The 15263-nt window shown below is 64.0% G+C and carries 15 protein-coding genes and 1 tRNA gene; 9 read left to right on the top strand and 7 right to left on the bottom strand.

Annotated features, from left to right (window positions below; genetic code table 11):
* Positions 1 to 58: 58 nt before the first annotated feature.
* Positions 59 to 304: an AbrB/MazE/SpoVT family DNA-binding domain-containing protein gene (locus tag QCE73_RS03235; RefSeq protein ID WP_035508219.1), complete on the top strand. Its 246-nt coding sequence runs from the start codon at positions 59 to 61 to the stop codon at positions 302 to 304.
* Complete coding sequence (locus QCE73_RS03230; protein WP_309879734.1) at positions 304 to 726, top strand: type II toxin-antitoxin system VapC family toxin; 423 nt, start codon at positions 304 to 306, stop codon at positions 724 to 726. The genes QCE73_RS03235 and QCE73_RS03230 overlap by 1 nt, the downstream gene beginning before the upstream one ends.
* Before the next feature lie 72 nt (positions 727 to 798).
* Here QCE73_RS03230 and cobA read toward each other — a convergent pair whose 3' ends face one another.
* The 6 genes from cobA to QCE73_RS03200 all read right to left on the bottom strand — a co-directional run bounded on the left by cobA (position 799) and on the right by QCE73_RS03200 (position 6918).
* Entirely contained in the window at positions 799 to 1554 is a 756-nt protein-coding gene (gene cobA, locus QCE73_RS03225) for a uroporphyrinogen-III C-methyltransferase (protein WP_309879732.1), read from the bottom strand.
* A 17-nt stretch (positions 1555 to 1571) separates the two neighbouring features.
* Positions 1572 to 2885, bottom strand: a complete 1314-nt coding sequence (locus QCE73_RS03220; protein WP_222946641.1) for a GTP-binding protein — start codon at positions 2883 to 2885, stop codon at positions 1572 to 1574.
* Between the two features lie 28 nt (positions 2886 to 2913).
* Complete coding sequence (gene cysD, locus QCE73_RS03215; RefSeq protein WP_187607295.1) at positions 2914 to 3876, bottom strand: sulfate adenylyltransferase subunit CysD; 963 nt, start codon at positions 3874 to 3876, stop codon at positions 2914 to 2916.
* A gap of 89 nt (positions 3877 to 3965) precedes the next feature.
* Positions 3966 to 4688 carry a phosphoadenylyl-sulfate reductase gene (locus QCE73_RS03210; protein ID WP_309879731.1) on the bottom strand — a complete coding sequence of 241 codons (723 nt, stop codon included), beginning with the start codon at positions 4686 to 4688 and terminating at the stop codon, positions 3966 to 3968.
* Between the two features lie 3 nt (positions 4689 to 4691).
* Positions 4692 to 5231: a DUF934 domain-containing protein gene (locus QCE73_RS03205; RefSeq protein ID WP_309879730.1), complete on the bottom strand. Its 540-nt coding sequence runs from the start codon at positions 5229 to 5231 to the stop codon at positions 4692 to 4694.
* Between the two features lie 10 nt (positions 5232 to 5241).
* A complete protein-coding gene (locus QCE73_RS03200) occupies positions 5242 to 6918 on the bottom strand; it encodes a nitrite/sulfite reductase (RefSeq protein ID WP_035508207.1) in 1677 nt (558 codons plus the stop codon).
* A 225-nt stretch (positions 6919 to 7143) separates the two neighbouring features.
* Here QCE73_RS03200 and QCE73_RS03195 point away from each other — a divergent pair, with 225 nt between their 5' ends.
* The 3 genes from QCE73_RS03195 to QCE73_RS03185 all read left to right on the top strand — a co-directional run bounded on the left by QCE73_RS03195 (position 7144) and on the right by QCE73_RS03185 (position 9501).
* Positions 7144 to 8085: a CysB family HTH-type transcriptional regulator gene (locus QCE73_RS03195; protein ID WP_035508205.1), complete on the top strand. Its 942-nt coding sequence runs from the start codon at positions 7144 to 7146 to the stop codon at positions 8083 to 8085.
* 55 nt (positions 8086 to 8140) lie between these two features.
* On the top strand, positions 8141 to 9301 hold the full coding sequence (locus tag QCE73_RS03190; protein ID WP_309879728.1) for an ABC transporter substrate-binding protein: 1161 nt from the start codon (positions 8141 to 8143) through the stop codon (positions 9299 to 9301).
* Between the two features lie 115 nt (positions 9302 to 9416).
* Positions 9417 to 9501 (top strand) — tRNA-Leu (locus tag QCE73_RS03185).
* Positions 9502 to 9770: 269 nt separating this feature from the next.
* On the opposite strand, the gene QCE73_RS03180 is transcribed toward QCE73_RS03185, so the two are convergent.
* Positions 9771 to 10289 (bottom strand): hypothetical protein, encoded by a 519-nt coding sequence (locus QCE73_RS03180; protein ID WP_309879727.1) that lies wholly within the window; start codon positions 10287 to 10289, stop codon positions 9771 to 9773.
* Between the two features lie 223 nt (positions 10290 to 10512).
* Between QCE73_RS03180 and QCE73_RS03175 the strand changes: the two genes are divergently transcribed.
* The 4 genes from QCE73_RS03175 (at position 10513) to QCE73_RS03160 (ending at position 15223) form a co-directional block, all read left to right on the top strand.
* On the top strand, positions 10513 to 12189 hold the full coding sequence (locus QCE73_RS03175) for a hypothetical protein (protein ID WP_309879726.1): 1677 nt from the start codon (positions 10513 to 10515) through the stop codon (positions 12187 to 12189).
* Positions 12190 to 12298: 109 nt separating this feature from the next.
* Positions 12299 to 13399, top strand: coding sequence for a TIGR03118 family protein (locus tag QCE73_RS03170; RefSeq protein ID WP_309879724.1), 1101 nt, complete (start codon positions 12299 to 12301; stop codon positions 13397 to 13399).
* Between the two features lie 191 nt (positions 13400 to 13590).
* Positions 13591 to 14313 carry a 16S rRNA pseudouridine(516) synthase gene (locus QCE73_RS03165; protein ID WP_309879723.1) on the top strand — a complete coding sequence of 241 codons (723 nt, stop codon included), beginning with the start codon at positions 13591 to 13593 and terminating at the stop codon, positions 14311 to 14313.
* A gap of 70 nt (positions 14314 to 14383) precedes the next feature.
* A complete protein-coding gene (locus QCE73_RS03160; RefSeq protein WP_309879722.1) occupies positions 14384 to 15223 on the top strand; it encodes an alpha/beta hydrolase in 840 nt (279 codons plus the stop codon).
* Positions 15224 to 15263 lie beyond the last annotated feature (40 nt).

The raw sequence follows: 15263 nt of genomic DNA, 5'->3' as shown, positions 1-15263 counted from the left end.
CGCAACTTGAAAAGCATATACTCGGATATACCGTTTCGTATATCCGATCGAGTTCCGCATGAACCTCCTCATCTCCAAATGGGGCAATAGCCTCGCAGTGCGCATCCCCGCCGACTATCTGCGGCACACCGGCCTTTCCGAGGGCGACCAGGTGCAGGTCAACCTCACGGTGGACGGCGGAATCTGCCTTCGTGCCGCCAAATGGGATCGCCGGGCGTTCGCGGAAGAACTGGCCGAAACGCGCGACGCCATGCCGATGACCGATTCCGTCATCGACGAACTCCGCAGAGGCGCGCGCTACTGATGATTTACGTCGATACGAGCGTTCTGGTCGCGTTATGCGTCCGCGAACGCATGACCGCCGCCGTTTCGAGCTGGTACGCGTCCGTCAGGGACGAACTGATTTCCGGAGCGTGGTGCGTCACCGAGTTTGCCAGCGCGCTCGGCATCAAGCGGCGAAGCGGTCAGATGACCGAAGATCAGTCCGCTTTTGCGTGGCGCAGCTTCGAACGAATGTGCGCGAGCGATCTGCAACTCACGCCGATCGAGCCGCCGGTGTTCCATCACGCGGCCGTTCTCACGCTCGACGCATCGACCGGGCTCCGTGCGGGAGACGCGCTTCATCTCGCTACCGCACTGGACTGCAAGGCAAAGACGATGGCCACGCTCGATACCGTTCTGGCGGCTAATTCAAAAAAGAAGAAGATCCGGCTCGTAGACTTTTGAATCTCGAGGTCCGAAAACAAAAAAGCGCACCGTCGCCGATGCGCTTTTGTTTATCCGCCAGCCGAACCAGCATCACGCCGCCGCCTGCATCCCCTTCAGATGAACCTTCGGCTTGGCCGCCGCCCGCTCGCGAAACGCCTCTCCGATCATCAGCAAACTCGGCTGCGACGGGTCCAGCCATTCCTGCGCCTCACCCAGCGCCATGCGCGCCAGCGTCAACGTCAGCGTGCGTTCGCGCGGCGTGCTGCACGCTTCGACGATCGCCACCGGCGTCGAGCCCGGACGGCCCGCATCGATGAGCTGTTGCGCGATATCCGGCGCGCTGTCGCGTCCCATGTAGAACACGAGCGAATCCGCCTTTGCCTGCTCGCGGATTTCATCGCTGTCGGCGGCGCGCGAATGCGTGGCCAGCGCGACGCTGCGCGCCACGCCTCGCAGCGTCAGCGAGCGCTTGAGCGTCGCGGCGCTCGCGAGCGCCGCCGTGATGCCCGGCACCACTTCGAATTCGATGCCCGCCGCTTCGAGCGCGCGCATTTCCTCGTCCGCGCGGCCGAAGAGCATCGGATCGCCGCCCTTCAGACGCACGACGACGCCATGCTCCAGCGCCGCATCGACAATCTGCTTGTTGATGAAATGCTGGGCCGTCGAACGCTGTCCGCAACGCTTGCCGACGGCGATCTTCTTCGCACTCGGCGCGTAGTCGAGCATCGCCGGCTCGACGAGCGCATCGTGCAACACGACATCCGCCTGTTCGAGCAGACGCATGCCGCGCACGGTGATGAGATCCGCCGCGCCCGGCCCCGCTCCGATCAGATAGACCTTACCCATACGCTTGTCCGTCGATATTAGCCAGCAATGGCACGAATCATACCGGCCGCGACCGTGTGATGCGTCGCTTCGTCGATCAGCACGAACGCGCCGGTGCCCTGATGCGTATCGTACTCGTCCGCGACGATCGGCTTCTGCAGCGTGAGCGCCACGCGGCCGATATCGTTCATCGCGAGCGTGGTGCGATCGACCGAATGCGACAGCGTATGCACGTCCAGCACCTGCTTCACCGCGCCGATACGCGCGAACACCGTGTTGGTCGTCTGCTTCAGCAAATATTTGCGCTGCGGCGAGAGCGGCTCTTCGTCGAACCAGCAAATGTCCGCTTCGAGCTTCCTGGTCGGCTCGACCTTCTGCGATGCCGGCACGAACGTATCGCCGCGCGAAACATCGACGTCTTCCGTCAGGCGAATCGTCACCGTCTGGCCCGCGAAAGCGCGATCCACCGGCGCGACGCCGCCCGGCACCGGCGCGATGATCTCGGCGACGCTCGCTTCACGATTGGCCGGCAGCACGAGGATCGAATCGCCGACGCGCACTTCGCCCGCCTCGACGCGGCCCATGTAACCGCGGAAATCGTCGGCCTGCGAGCCGTCCTGGCGCGCGACCCACTGCACCGGGAAACGCAGCGCCTGATCGTTCGGCTGCGCGACCGGCAGCGACTCGAGCAGATCGAGCAGCGGCTCGCCCGCGTACCACGGCATGCGCTCGCTCGCCGTCACGATGTTGTCGCCCTTCAGCGCCGACACCGGCACGAAGCGCACGTTCGACAGACCGAGCTGATGCGCGAGCGTGACATACGCATCGCGGATTTCGTTGAAGCGCGCTTCGCTGTAATCGACCAGATCCATCTTGTTGATCGCGACGATCGCGTGCTGCAGACCGAGCAGCTTGACGATCGCGCTGTGGCGCTTGGTCTGCGGCAGCAGTTGCGCGACGCCGTTCTCGAACGTGACGCGCGTGGCGTCGACGAGAATGATCGCGGCATGCGCCGTCGATGCGCCCGTCACCATGTTGCGCGTGTACTGCTCGTGGCCCGGCGTATCGGCGATGATGAACTTGCGCTTCGCAGTGGCGAAATAGCGATACGCGACGTCGATGGTGATGCCCTGCTCGCGCTCGGCTTCGAGGCCGTCCGTCAGCAGCGACAGATCGATTTCATCGCCCACGGTGCGCTTGTTCTTCGCACGCGAGATCGCCGACAACTGGTCCGACAGCACAGCCTTGCTGTCGTACAGCAGACGGCCGATCAGCGTGCTCTTGCCGTCGTCGACACTGCCCGCCGTGATGAAGCGCAACACGCCCAGGTCTTCAGCTTGATAAATGCTCATGATTCTTTCGTTCCTTGGGGCGTGTGGCTTAGAAATAACCTTGCTTCTTGCGCTGTTCCATCGCGGCTTCGGACGCCTGGTCGTCCATGCGCGTCGCGCCGCGCTCCGTGATTTCCGTCACGGCTGTTTCGGCGATGATCTTCTCGACATCGTCGGCGTCGCTCGCGACCGGGCACGTGCAGCTGATGTCGCCGACGGTCCGAAAACGCACCTGCGCCACTTCCGACGTTTCGCCCTCGCGCAGCGGCGTGAGCGGCGTGAGCGGCACGAGCAAACCGTTGCGGCGGATGATCTCGCGGTCGTGCGCGTAGTAGATCGACGGCAGTTCGAGCTTCTCGCGGGCGATGTATTGCCACACGTCGAGCTCGGTCCAGTTCGAGATCGGGAACACGCGCAGATGCTCGCCCGCATGCAGACGCGCGTTGTAGATGCTCCACAGTTCCGGGCGCTGCGCCTTCGGATCCCACTGACCGAATTCGTCGCGGAACGAGAAGATGCGCTCCTTCGCGCGCGCCTTCTCTTCGTCGCGGCGCGCACCGCCGATCATCGCCGTATAGCCGTATTCCTCGATGGTTTCGAGCAGCGTCACCGCTTGCGCGGCATTGCGCGAATCCGTCTCGCGACGCAGGCGCACCGTGCCCTTCTTGATCGAATCTTCCACATGGCCGACGACCAGTTCCGCGCCGATTTCGGCCGCGCGGGCGTCGCGGAAGTCGATCACTTCCTGGAAGTTGTGACCCGTGTCGATATGCACCAGCGGGAACGGCAACTGGGTCGCGCGGCCCGCGCCGAGACCGAACGCCTTGAGCGCGAGATGCAGCACGACGACCGAATCCTTGCCGCCCGAGAACAGGAGCGCGGGCTTGCTGCATTCCGCGACGAGTTCGCGAATGATGTGGATCGACTCGGCTTCGAGCCAATCCAGGTGATCCATGCGGGTCGCCTTGTTGGCGATCGGTGCGGTGACGGTTGAGTCGAGCGTCGTGCTCATGTTCGTCGATCCTTTTTTATGCAGCGTCATGCGATTTCCAAAGCGACGATGCGTTCAATGACAGGGTTTGATGCGGCGTCTTGCGCGCCTTAGATCGCCGAGCTCGGAGCTTCTTCGACGATCTTGATGTTCGTGATGTGCAGGCCGCATTCCTTCGTGTCGCGCGATTCCCACCACCAGCGGCCCGCCCGGCTGTCTTCACCGGGACGCACGGCGCGCGTGCAGGGCTCGCAACCGATGCTCGGATAGCCGCGCGCATGCAGCGGATTCACCGGAACGTCGAAGGCTTTCAGGTAATCCCACACATCGGTTTCGTTCCAGTCCGCGAGCGGATTGAACTTCGCGATGCCGCGCGGCGCGTCTTGCTCTTCCTCGTGCAGCTCGGCGCGCGTCACCGATTGCTCGCGACGCTGGCCCGTCACCCACGCGGACACATCCGACAGCGCGCGATTGAGCGGCTCGACCTTGCGGATATGGCAGCAGCTCTTGCGTAAATCAATGCTTTCGTAGAACGCGTTCAGGCCGTGATCGCGCACGTAGGCATCGACCGCGTCCTGCTGCGGATGGAACTGCTCGATGTCGTAGCCGTAGCGCGCCTTCACGGTGTCGAGCATGCCGAGCGTTTCCGCGTGCAGGCGGCCCGTATTCAACGAGAAGATGCCGATCTTCACGCCGCGCGAAAGAATGGCGTGCGTGAGCACCATGTCTTCGGCGGCGAGGCTGCTGGCTAGCTTGACGCTCTGATGGCGCGCCGCGATCGAATCGAGCAGCGCATCCAGGCGTTCAACCTTGGCTTGCAATTCAGGGGTCATGCATCAGGCTCCGTGAGCTGCGACGAGCGCCGCGCGACGGCGGAACAGCGGTTCGAGATTGTCGGTCGCGCCCTGATACAGCTCGGTGAATTCGTTGAACGCGTTCAGCGCGTCGTTGATGTCCTTGTCCGCGCGCACCGCGAACGCATCGAAGCCGCAACGCGAATGGAACAGCACCTGATCGCGCAGCACGTCGCCGATCGCGCGCAGTTCGCCCGTCCACTGATAACGCTCGCGCAGCAGCCGGCCGATAGAGAAGCCGCGGCCATCGCGGAACACCGGGAAGTCGACCGCGATCACGGAAAGCACGCCGAAGTCCGGCGCGAGGTCCGCGGGTTCGTCATCCGGCGCGAGCCACACGCCGATGTCTTCCTTCGCGCGCGATGCGACGATCGCCGACTTGTGCTCTTTCCAGAGCGCGAACGGCACGATGATCTTGCCGGCGGGCAATGCATCGACAGCGGGCAACGCGCCGTCTTCGGCGGCACGCACGACGGTGAAATCGTCTTCGACTACGGCGCGGTTCTTGATGATCAACGTCATTTGCAAATCCTTAAGCGTGAGCCTGGCGCGATGCGTACACGCGCTCCTTGAACGGCGCCATGCCGATGCGGCCGAACGTCTCGATGAAGCGCTCGCCTTCCATGCGGTTGTCGACGAAGGTATCGATCACTTGCGAGATCACGTCGGGCATCTCTTCGGCCGAGAACGACGGGCCGATCACCTTGCCGAGATGCGCGCCGGTCGCGCCCGAGCTCTGCTCGCCGCCGAGCGTCAACTGATACCACTCCGAGCCGTCCTTATCGACGCCCAGAATGCCGATGTTGCCGACGTGGTGATGACCGCACGCGTTGATGCAGCCCGAAATGTTCAGCGACAGATCGCCGAGATCGTGCACGTAGTCGAGATCGTTGAAACGGTCCTGAATGGCGAGCGCGATCGGGATGGACTTCGCGTTCGCGAGCGAGCAGAAGTCGCCGCCCGGGCACGCGATGATGTCCGTCAGGAGGCCGATGTTCGCCGTCGCGAAACCGAGCGCCTTCGCGCGTTCCCACACGGTATGCAGGTCGCGCTTCTTCACGTTCGCGAGAATCAGGTTCTGCTCGTGCGACACGCGAATTTCGCCGAACGAGAACTCGTCGGCGAGCGCGGCGACGTCGTCCATCTGCTTGTCGGTGGCGTCGCCCGGCGCGATATGGCGCTGCTTCAGCGACAGCGTCACCGCCGCATAGCCCGGCACCTTGTGCGGACGCACGTTGCGCTCGACCCAGCGCGCGAACGGCTTGCTTTCGATCAGATGCTTTTCGTACGAGGCATCCGTGTCCGCGAGCTTTTCGTAGACCGGCGGCGCGAAGAACGTCGACACGCGATCGACTTCTTCCTGCGTGATCGTCGACGGGCCGTCCTTCAGATGCTGCCACTCTTCCTCGACCTGCTTCGAGAACTTCTCCGCCGACAGCGCCTTCACGAGAATCTTGATGCGCGCCTTGTACATGTTGTCGCGGCGGCCGTAGCGGTTGTACACACGCAGCACGGCTTCGCAGTAGGTGATCAGATGTTGCCACGGCAGATCGCGCTTGATGATCGCGCCGACGATCGGCGTGCGGCCGAGACCGCCGCCCGCGAGAATGTCCATCACGACTTCGCCCTGCGCATTCTTCTTCAGATACACGCCGAGATCGTGAATCTGCACGGCCGCGCGGTCTTCCGCCGAGCCGTTCACCGCGATCTTGAACTTGCGCGGCAGCCACGCGAATTCCGGATGGAACGTCGACCACTGACGCAGGATTTCCGACCACGGACGCGGATCGACCTGCTCGTCGGGCGCGACGCCGGCGAACTGGTCGGCGGTGATATTGCGGATGCAGTTGCCCGAAGTCTGGATCGCGTGCATCTGCACCGAAGCGAGTTTGCGCAGGATTTCCGGCGTTTCTTCGAGCTCGACCCAGTTGAACTGGATGTTCGTGCGCGTCGAGAAGTGACCGTAGCCGCGGTCGTGTTCGCGTGCGATCGTGCCGAGCATGCGGAGCTGGTCGCTGCGCAGGTTGCCGTACGGAATCGCGATGCGGTGCATGTACGCGTGACGCTGCATGTACAAGCCGTTTTGCAGACGCAGCGGACGGAATTCCTCTTCGGTCAATTCGCCCGACAGCCGGCGGCGGACCTGGTCAGCGTACTGCGCGACACGTTCGTCGACGATGCGTTGGTCGATCTGATCGTATTGGTACATTCGGGGGCCCCAAGTTCTTGTCAAGGCGCGGCGTCCTAGGTTACGTCGCGCGTCTCATCCATCGAATATCCATTGAGTCCCTGTCGCGAGCGTCGTTCAGACGGAACGCTCATTTGCTTATGACAGATAGAGATATGGATATTGGAAAAATTGGACTGATAGTAAAGAACCTGCTATATATTGCAAACGACTGAAAAATTACTTTGATATGCGGCTGAGTTATATATGAATCTGCACCAGTTCCGCTTCGTGCGCGAGGCCGTCCGGCAGAACTTCAACCTGACGGAAGCCGCGAAGGCGCTGTATACATCGCAGCCGGGCGTCTCGAAGGCGATCATCGAGCTGGAGGACGAGCTGGGCGTCGAAATCTTCACGCGGCACGGCAAGCGCGTGAGATCGCTGACGGAGCCGGGGCGCATCATCCTCGCGTCGGTCGAGAAAATATTGCAGGAAGTGGAGAGTCTGAAGCGCGTCGGTAAGGATTACGCGGCGCAGGATCAGGGCAATCTTGTCATCGCGGCCACGCACACGCAGGCCCGCTATTCATTGCCGGCCGCGATCGCGGAGTTCAAGAAGCGCTTTCCGAAGGTCCATCTTTCGATCCTGCAAGGCAGCCCGACGCAAGTCGCCGAAATGGTGATCCACGATCAGGCGGATATCGCCATCGCGACCGAGGCGATCGCCAACTATAAGGAACTGGTGTCGCTGCCCTGCTTTCAGTGGCAGCATCTCGCCGTCATGCTGCCGGATCATCCGCTGCTCGAACGCAAGACGCTCACGCTCGACGATCTCGCGCAATACCCGATCATCACCTACGAGGCATCGTTCGCCGGGCGCACGAAGATCAATCAGGCGTTCGCCCGGCGCAATCTGACGCCCGACGTCGTGCTCGAAGCCATCGATGCGGACGTGATCAAGACTTACGTCGAACTCGGGCTCGGCGTCGGGATTCTGGCGGATATCGCGTTCAATCCGGAGCGCGACAAGCATCTGCGCGCGATGCCGGTCGGCCATCTGTTCGGCACGAACGTCACGCGCCTTGCGCTCAAGCAGGGCGCGTATCTGCGCAGCTATGTGTATACGCTCGTCGAACTGCTGTCGCCGTCGCTGAACCGCAAGCTGATCGAGCAGGCGCTTACCGGAGAGCACGAGAGCTACGAGCTCTGAATAAAATGGCGGCGCACGCTGCCTCAAAAAATTCACTCCCCTGGAGACCTTTCCGATGACGCTGTCGAAGTTCACGCGCCGGCTCGCTGCCGGCGTTGCCTTGTCCGTAATCGCCGCGGCCGCGCACGCGCAACTGAAGGTCGGCATCGACCTGTCGAGCACCGGCCCCGCCGCCGCCATCGGCATCACCAGCAAGAACGCGATGCTGATGTGGCCGAAGACCATCGCCGGGCAGAACGCGGAGTACATCATCCTCGACGACGGCTCGGACCCGGGCGCGGCCGTGCGCAACATCCGCAAGCTCATCAGCGAGGATCATGTCGATGTGATCGTCGGGCCGAACATCACGCCCGCCGCGCTTGCCGCGCTCGATCCCGTCGCCGAATCCGAAACGCCGATGATCACGCTGATCGGCTCGGCCTCGGTCGTGGAGCCGCAGGAAGGCAAGAAGGTGTGGGCATTCAAGATGGCGCAGACCGACCGCGCGATGGCCGACGTGATGACGCGCTACATGGCCAATCACGGCGTGAAGACGGTCGGTTTCATCGGTTTCGCGGACAGTTACGGCGATAGCTGGCTCAACGAGTTCACCAAGTTCGCCGATCTGCGCCATATCAGGATTGTCGCGAGCGAGCGCTTCAACCGGACCGATGCGAGCGTCACCGGCCAGATTCTCAAGCTGATGGCCGCGAAGCCGGACGCGGTGCTGATCGCGGGCGCGGGCACGCCGACGGTGCTGCCGCAACGCACGCTCGTCGAGCGCGGCTACAAGGGCGCGATCTATCAGACGCACGGCATCGCGACGCCCGAGTTCATCAAGCTCGGCGGCAAGGATGTAGAAGGCACGCTGTTCCCGACGCAGCCGGTCGTCGTCGCGCGGACGCTGCCGGCGGATCATCCGTCGAAAAAGGCCGCGCTCGCGTTCGCGAACGCCTACGAGGACAAGTACGGTAAGGGCACGGTTACGCAATTCGCGGGCGATGCGGCGGGCGTCTATCCGCGTTTGCAGGACGCTGTTGCGCGCGCGCTCAAGTCCGGCAAACCGGGCACGAAGGAGTTTCGCGTGGCGCTGCGCTCGGAACTGGAGCACGCGCATGAACTCGTCGTGCCGAACGGCGTCGTGAATACGAGCGCGACGGATCACGTCGGCCTGGATCAACGCGCGAGCGTGATGGGCGTGATCAGGAACGGCGCGTTCACGTATCTCGCCCAGTAATTTCCGAGCTTGCGAAAACGCCGCCGTTGCTGCTTGCCGGCGGCGGTGTTTTCGGTCATAATCGCCGACTCGATTGGCTTGTTGCTGCGGTGTGTTGCGGTGCGAGTCGATCAAGGCCCAGGTGGTGAAATTGGTAGACGCAGGGGACTCAAAATCCCCCGCCGCAAGGCGTGCCGGTTCGATTCCGGCCCTGGGCACCAAGATTATTGGAAAAGCCGCTCCGTCGTGAGCGGCTTTTTTGCGTTTGGGCCGGGCCGTTCCCGGACGCACTCCGGGATCGCGTGACGTTGACCTATTCGCGTCAAGCCGTTTCAATCGACGCCCGAACGCCGCTCCGTTCCGCCCTGAGACGCTTCCTTCGGGAAATGGCGAAAAAGCCAGTCCGCCACAACGGGAGCACCGTATCTCGCGAACGCGCACGCCAGGACGACGGGCCAATACTCTCTAAAAAATCCCAGTACGAAGTTCATCATCTTGCCACCCTCGCCTTCCATTCATTCGCCACGATTGAAAATACATAGTAGACCAAAGAATCCCGCAACGGATGAAGCGGCAAGATTCCTCGGACCTCTTCACTAAACGAAGCCACGAGCAAGTATATCCACAGGAGCACGCCAATCAGCGAGGCGAAAATTCCCAGATTCGCGATAAACATCGCCTGACCGATTCGCTGCGCCGAGGTCCAGAACCCGCCGCGCAGTTCGCCCGGCAGCGCGGCCAGCGCAATGTTCAGACTGACGCTGGAGGCGACGAGCGAGATCGGAAAGAAATCGTCCTTCCCGGGCTGCTTCAGCGCCACTCGCAAGATGTATTCGATCATGCCCATGAACAGCGGCAGTCCGACTATCAACTGCCGCGCCGTCGCGTCAAAGCCGTTCGATTGCATTGTCATCATCCTTTTGTATCTGATGACACGCAATTTCGCCCGCGCAAACATTTGCGGGAAGTCATCCAGATGGCTATGTCGTGTCTGCACAGACGTCGTCATCGTTTCTCCCAGGCGTCACGATTCGCGAATGTGCGCAATCGCGTAGACGCGTTTCACCGAGCGCCGCAAAAATACCTCCCATCGGCATTCAGAATCCCGGCGCGAGGAGCATCACGGGGATGCTCGCTCGCGCAGCGCCCGCATTTCAGGTTGCTTAGGACCATCTCGATGTCGTGACCCGCTCGCGCGATGCGTCGAGCCATAACTCGAAGAAGGGTACGACATGAATCGACCTGATTACTCGCTGTCACTCGACTCCGTCATCTGCAAACGCTGCAACACGGTTTCGCCAGCCGAGGAAGACACCTGCCCGTCCTGCGGCGCCGATCGCCAGGGCGCGATTTTCACGAGCCGCGCGGAGACCCGCGCACCCGTGCCGGTGCCTGCTCAACTCGATATCGTCGATTGGGATGACAGCCACTGGCTGCAACGCCTCGTGCGCCGCAGGATGCTGACGTCCTATCCCAACTTCATCGAGCCCGGCGACGCGCAGGAGCAGCGCCGCAAGTCCGCGCACACGACCATCGCCGTGCTGGTCAGCGGCGTGGTCGCGAGCATAGCGGTCGGCGGTTACTTCTATGCGCGTCTGGATGACAATGCCCCGCCGGTCAGCGACGATCCAGGCATCAGCGTGGCGGGCTCGGTTCGCGACCGCGCGTCCGGCGCGCCGGGCGCAGACGCTGCGCGGCATGCCTCGTTGATGCGAGCCAAACCGGAATCGACGAACGCGCAGGCCGTCGCGCCGGCGTCGGCGTCGGTGATGGCGAAGGCGAATCACGCGCGCGAAGAACACGCCGTTGCTTCGCCGAGCATTCCGGTCGCAGCGCATGCGGCGACGGAAGCCCCGTCGGTCGCACCGCGCGTCGTTGTCTCCGCTAGCGCGCCTGCATCGGCTAGCACGATAGCCGCCGCAGCACCCGCGAAGCCGCCGAGCATTCCGGTCGCAGCGCGTGCGACGACGGAAGCCCCGTCGGTCGCACCACGCGTCGTTGTTGCCGCTAACGCGCCTGCATCGGCCAGCACGTTGGCCGCCGCACCCGCGAAGCCGACGATGCCCGCCGCGCCAATGGCACACGCAACGGCGAACGCGCCGTCGCCGAACATCACGTCATCGACCGCCGTAGCCGTGACGAAGCCCGCAACACCGAACACGACGACGAGCGCGCCGGTCGCTGCCGCTGCGCCGTCGATCAAACCGGCGACGCCGGTCATCGCATCGGTGCAAAAACCGGAACCGCGTGTCAGCACGACGCTGACAGCAGCCACCCCGGTCCCTGCAAAACCGGCGACACAAACCCCCGCGCCCGTCGCGCGCACGACCGAGCCGCCTCGAAACACTCCGACGATCGCAGCCGCCGAAAAACCCGCCGCGCATCCGACACCACCGGTCGCGGACCCGCTTCCCGCTGCCGTCGCACGAAGCATCGCGTCGCTCCAGCAAGCACTCGCCAGCCGCGATCTCACGACCGCGCGCCGCCATATGCGCGGCCTCTATGCGAGCGAGCCGCGCAGTCCGGAAATCCAGCAGCTCGCGGCCGAATTGTCGCGTCAGGAACGCGCGCGCGATGGCGCGATGGCGACCGCGCGCAATTGCGCCGCGAACATGGACGCAGCGTGCGCATTGCGCAATGCGCGCCGTGCGGTGTCGCTCGATCCGCGCAACGGTCAAACGCAGGCGACCTTGCGCCGTGCGCTCGCCGTGCAGAACGAGACCAATACCGAGTACTTCCGGCAAGCCAGCGGCATACCGAAGCCGATCGTTCCGACGATGACCTTCGACGGCCGCTGGACCGCAGGCTCGCGCCACCCCGCGATGTCGAGCGATGACGACGACTCGCGTTTCACGCTCTTCGGGCTCGGCGTGCCGGTGACATCGAAGGGACGCGGCGACGCGCACTGACACGCATCGAAACAAGCGCACGGATTGCGAACGGAATAAGCCGCGAGGCCCATCCGTTTAGAGGTGACGAACGAACTGACGGCGGACCGCTGCCGAAGGAGTCACCATCATGCAATCCGGAATGTGGAGCCGCTTCATCGTCTGCGCCGCCGCGGTCATGACATTGACGGGCCTCGCCTCGTGCGGCGGCGGCAGCTCGAACGACAACATGCCGGCGGCGACGCGCTTCAAGATGTCGATCGTCGTCTCCGATGGCGCCGTGCCCGCGCCCCACACGGACCCGAACCTGAAAAACGGCTGGGGCGTCGCGTTCAATCCGAACGGCTTCGTGTGGGTCGCCAACAACGGCACGCAGACGGCCACGCTCTATGACGGCAACGGCGTCGTTCAATCGCTCGTCGTGTCGATTCCCGCGACCGCGAACGGTCCGGCCAATCCCACCGGAATCGTCTTCAACAAAGGACCGGATCTCACGCTCGCGCGCAACGGCAAGTCGGGCGTCGCCGCGTTCATCTTCGCGGGCGAAGGCGGCTCGATCACCGCGTGGGCGCCCGCCGTCGACATGACGCACGCGTTCACCGCCGTCGATTCGAGCGCATCGGGCGCCATCTACAAGGGACTCGCGATCGCCACGACGGCGGCGGGCGGGCATCGTCTCTATGCCACCGACTTCCACAACAACAGGATCGATGTCTTCGACGGCACCTTCACGAAAATCGTCGTGCCCGGCGGCTTCACGGACACGCAGCTTCCGGCGGGCTTCGCGCCCTTCGGCATCCAGGCGATCGGCTCGAAGATCTTCGTCACCTACGCGAAGCAGGACAGCGACGCCGAGGACGACGTGCCCGGCGCGGGCCAGGGCTTCGTCGACGTGTTCGACCTCGACGGCAACCTGATGCAGCGCTTCGCGGCCAACGGCCCGCTGAATGCGCCGTGGGGCATCGCGCAGGCGCCCGGCAACTTCGGCACCTTCAGCAACGACATTCTCGTCGGCAATTTCGGCGACGGCACGATCAACGCGTTCGATCCGAATAGCGGCGCGTTCGTCGGCCAGTTCATGAATACGGACGGCACGCCGCTCGTGCAGCGCGGCTTGTGGGGCATCGCGTTCGGCAACAACCTGAGCGCGCAGCCCTCCAACACGCTCTTCTTCGCGGCCGGACCGAACTTCGAAGCCGACGGCGTGTACGGCCGCATCGACATGCAATGAAGCGCGCGGCGCGTTTCCCTGGGCGATGACGCCGGCCCCGGACGCCCCTTCGTCCGAATGCGCATCGCCACGCTCGGCGCCGCCCGCGGTTCGGGCGGCGCTCTTTTTGTAGCGCCGATGCGAGACGCGTCCGGCGAACGCGGACCGAAAGCGCGGCTTGCTAGAATGCGCGCTTCAACTCCGCTCATCCGATGGACCTCGAAACCCTCCTCTTCTCCCAAGGCTTCGGGTCGCGCCGCCAGTGCCGCGGCATCGTCGCCGAAGGCCGCGTGCGTATCGCGGGCGTCGTGCGCGACGATCCGCATGCCGATCTTCCCGTCACGCCCGGTCTCGAATTCGAAGTCGACGATCATCTCTGGCCGTATTGCGAGAAGGCGTACATCGCGCTCAACAAGCCTGCGGGCTACGAATGCTCGCGCGATCCGCAGCATCATCTGAGCGTGTTTCATCTGCTGCCGCCGCAGTTCGTCGAACGCGGCGTGCAGTCGGTCGGCCGGCTAGATCAGGACACCACCGGCCTGCTCCTTCTCTCCGATGACGGCGCGTTCGTTCACGCGTTCACGTCGCCCAAACGGAAGGTGCCGAAGGTCTATCTCGCGACCGTGCGCCATCCGCTCGACGATGCGCAACTCTCGAAGCTGCGCGATGGCGTGCTGCTGCACGGCGAGTCGAAACCGAGCGCCGCGCTCGCGGCCGTGCGACGCGACGAGCGGCTCGTCGAACTCACCGTGCTCGAGGGCAAATATCATCAGGTGAAGCGCATGGTCGCGGCCGCCGGGAACCGCGTGGAGAAACTGCATCGCGAGCGGGTCGGCGGTTATGCTTTGCCTGGCACGCTTGCCGAAGGTGCATGGCGCTGGCTCGATGAAGCCGATCTCGCCGCGCTGCGCCGGGAGCCGGATACGACGCCGTAGCTTCGCTTCCAAGCCGCCGCGCCGGATGCGCCGCAGCCGTTGTTCGATCACATCGAAGGACGAACCCATCATGCACATCCCGGCGAGACGGCGGTTCATTTCCCTGACGCTCGTCGCGTGCGCGGCCGGCCTCGCCGGTGCGCGGGCGCGGGCGCAGAACGACGAGCAGGCCGATGGCCTCGCCTACGGCACCGCACCGCGCCAGAAGCTCGACGTGTATGCGCCGCACAGCCGCACGAACGCCGCGCGGCCCGTCGTCGTGTATTTCTACGGCGGGAGCTGGCAAGGCGGCCAGCGCGCGGATGCCCGCGGCGTCGCGCAGACGCTCGCGCAACGCGGCGTCGTGACGATCGTGCCGGACTATCGCGTGTATCCCGAGACCATCTTTCCCGGCTTCATCGACGACGCCGCGGCCGCCGTGCGCTGGACGCGCGACCATGCGCGCGACTTCGGCGGCGATCCCGGCCGTATCGGCGTGATGGGGCATTCCGCCGGCGCGCATATCGCGGCGATGCTCGCGACCGATCCGCGCTACCTCGCGGCGCACGGCATGTCGAAGTCGGAACTGCGCGGAATGATCGGTCTCGCCGGCCCCTATGCGGCCATCCCGCCGCGCGAAGCGCATATGTCGGACATCTTTCCGGACGCGCTGCGCGGGCAGACGCTGCCGATCGATTTCGTCACCGGCAACGAACCGCCGATGCTGCTCGCCACCGGCACCGCCGATACCGTCGTCGATCCGTCGAACAGCACGCGATTCGCCGACGCGTTGCGCGCACACGACGACGCCGTCGAGCTGAAAACCTACGCGGGCCTCGGCCACGTTCAGCTCGTCGATGCGATTTCGGCGGCGCAGCGCGCGGGCTCGCCGGTTTGCACGGACGTGCTCGCCTTCATCGACGCGCATTGAGCATGCAAATCGGTAAAAGCCCTCAATGGCGGGCGCTGCG

The organism is Caballeronia sp. LZ029, assembly GCF_031451275.1.
Taxonomy (GTDB): Bacteria; Pseudomonadota; Gammaproteobacteria; order Burkholderiales; family Burkholderiaceae; genus Caballeronia; species Caballeronia jiangsuensis.
Note: the sequence above shows the minus strand (reverse complement) of the source record. Positions and strands in the feature narration are given on the sequence as shown.

What these genes read in the sequence shown, in the direction of transcription:
- QCE73_RS03230 (WP_309879734.1), top strand. Translation starts at nt 304, where the DNA reads ATGATTTACGTCGATACGAGCGTTCTGGTCGCGTTATGCGTCCGCGAA.
- QCE73_RS03210 (WP_309879731.1), bottom strand. Translation starts at nt 4,688, where the DNA reads ATGACCCCTGAATTGCAAGCCAAGGTTGAACGCCTGGATGCGCTGCTC.
- QCE73_RS03160 (WP_309879722.1), top strand. Translation starts at nt 14,384, where the DNA reads ATGCACATCCCGGCGAGACGGCGGTTCATTTCCCTGACGCTCGTCGCG.
- QCE73_RS03190 (WP_309879728.1), top strand. Translation starts at nt 8,141, where the DNA reads ATGACGCTGTCGAAGTTCACGCGCCGGCTCGCTGCCGGCGTTGCCTTG.
- cobA (WP_309879732.1), bottom strand. Translation starts at nt 1,554, where the DNA reads ATGGGTAAGGTCTATCTGATCGGAGCGGGGCCGGGCGCGGCGGATCTC.
- QCE73_RS03175 (WP_309879726.1), top strand. Translation starts at nt 10,513, where the DNA reads ATGAATCGACCTGATTACTCGCTGTCACTCGACTCCGTCATCTGCAAA.
- QCE73_RS03165 (WP_309879723.1), top strand. Translation starts at nt 13,591, where the DNA reads ATGGACCTCGAAACCCTCCTCTTCTCCCAAGGCTTCGGGTCGCGCCGC.
- QCE73_RS03235 (WP_035508219.1), top strand. Translation starts at nt 59, where the DNA reads ATGAACCTCCTCATCTCCAAATGGGGCAATAGCCTCGCAGTGCGCATC.
- QCE73_RS03170 (WP_309879724.1), top strand. Translation starts at nt 12,299, where the DNA reads ATGCAATCCGGAATGTGGAGCCGCTTCATCGTCTGCGCCGCCGCGGTC.
- cysD (WP_187607295.1), bottom strand. Translation starts at nt 3,876, where the DNA reads ATGAGCACGACGCTCGACTCAACCGTCACCGCACCGATCGCCAACAAG.
- QCE73_RS03180 (WP_309879727.1), bottom strand. Translation starts at nt 10,289, where the DNA reads ATGACGACGTCTGTGCAGACACGACATAGCCATCTGGATGACTTCCCG.
- QCE73_RS03205 (WP_309879730.1), bottom strand. Translation starts at nt 5,231, where the DNA reads ATGACGTTGATCATCAAGAACCGCGCCGTAGTCGAAGACGATTTCACC.
- QCE73_RS03220 (WP_222946641.1), bottom strand. Translation starts at nt 2,885, where the DNA reads ATGAGCATTTATCAAGCTGAAGACCTGGGCGTGTTGCGCTTCATCACG.
- QCE73_RS03195 (WP_035508205.1), top strand. Translation starts at nt 7,144, where the DNA reads ATGAATCTGCACCAGTTCCGCTTCGTGCGCGAGGCCGTCCGGCAGAAC.
- QCE73_RS03200 (WP_035508207.1), bottom strand. Translation starts at nt 6,918, where the DNA reads ATGTACCAATACGATCAGATCGACCAACGCATCGTCGACGAACGTGTC.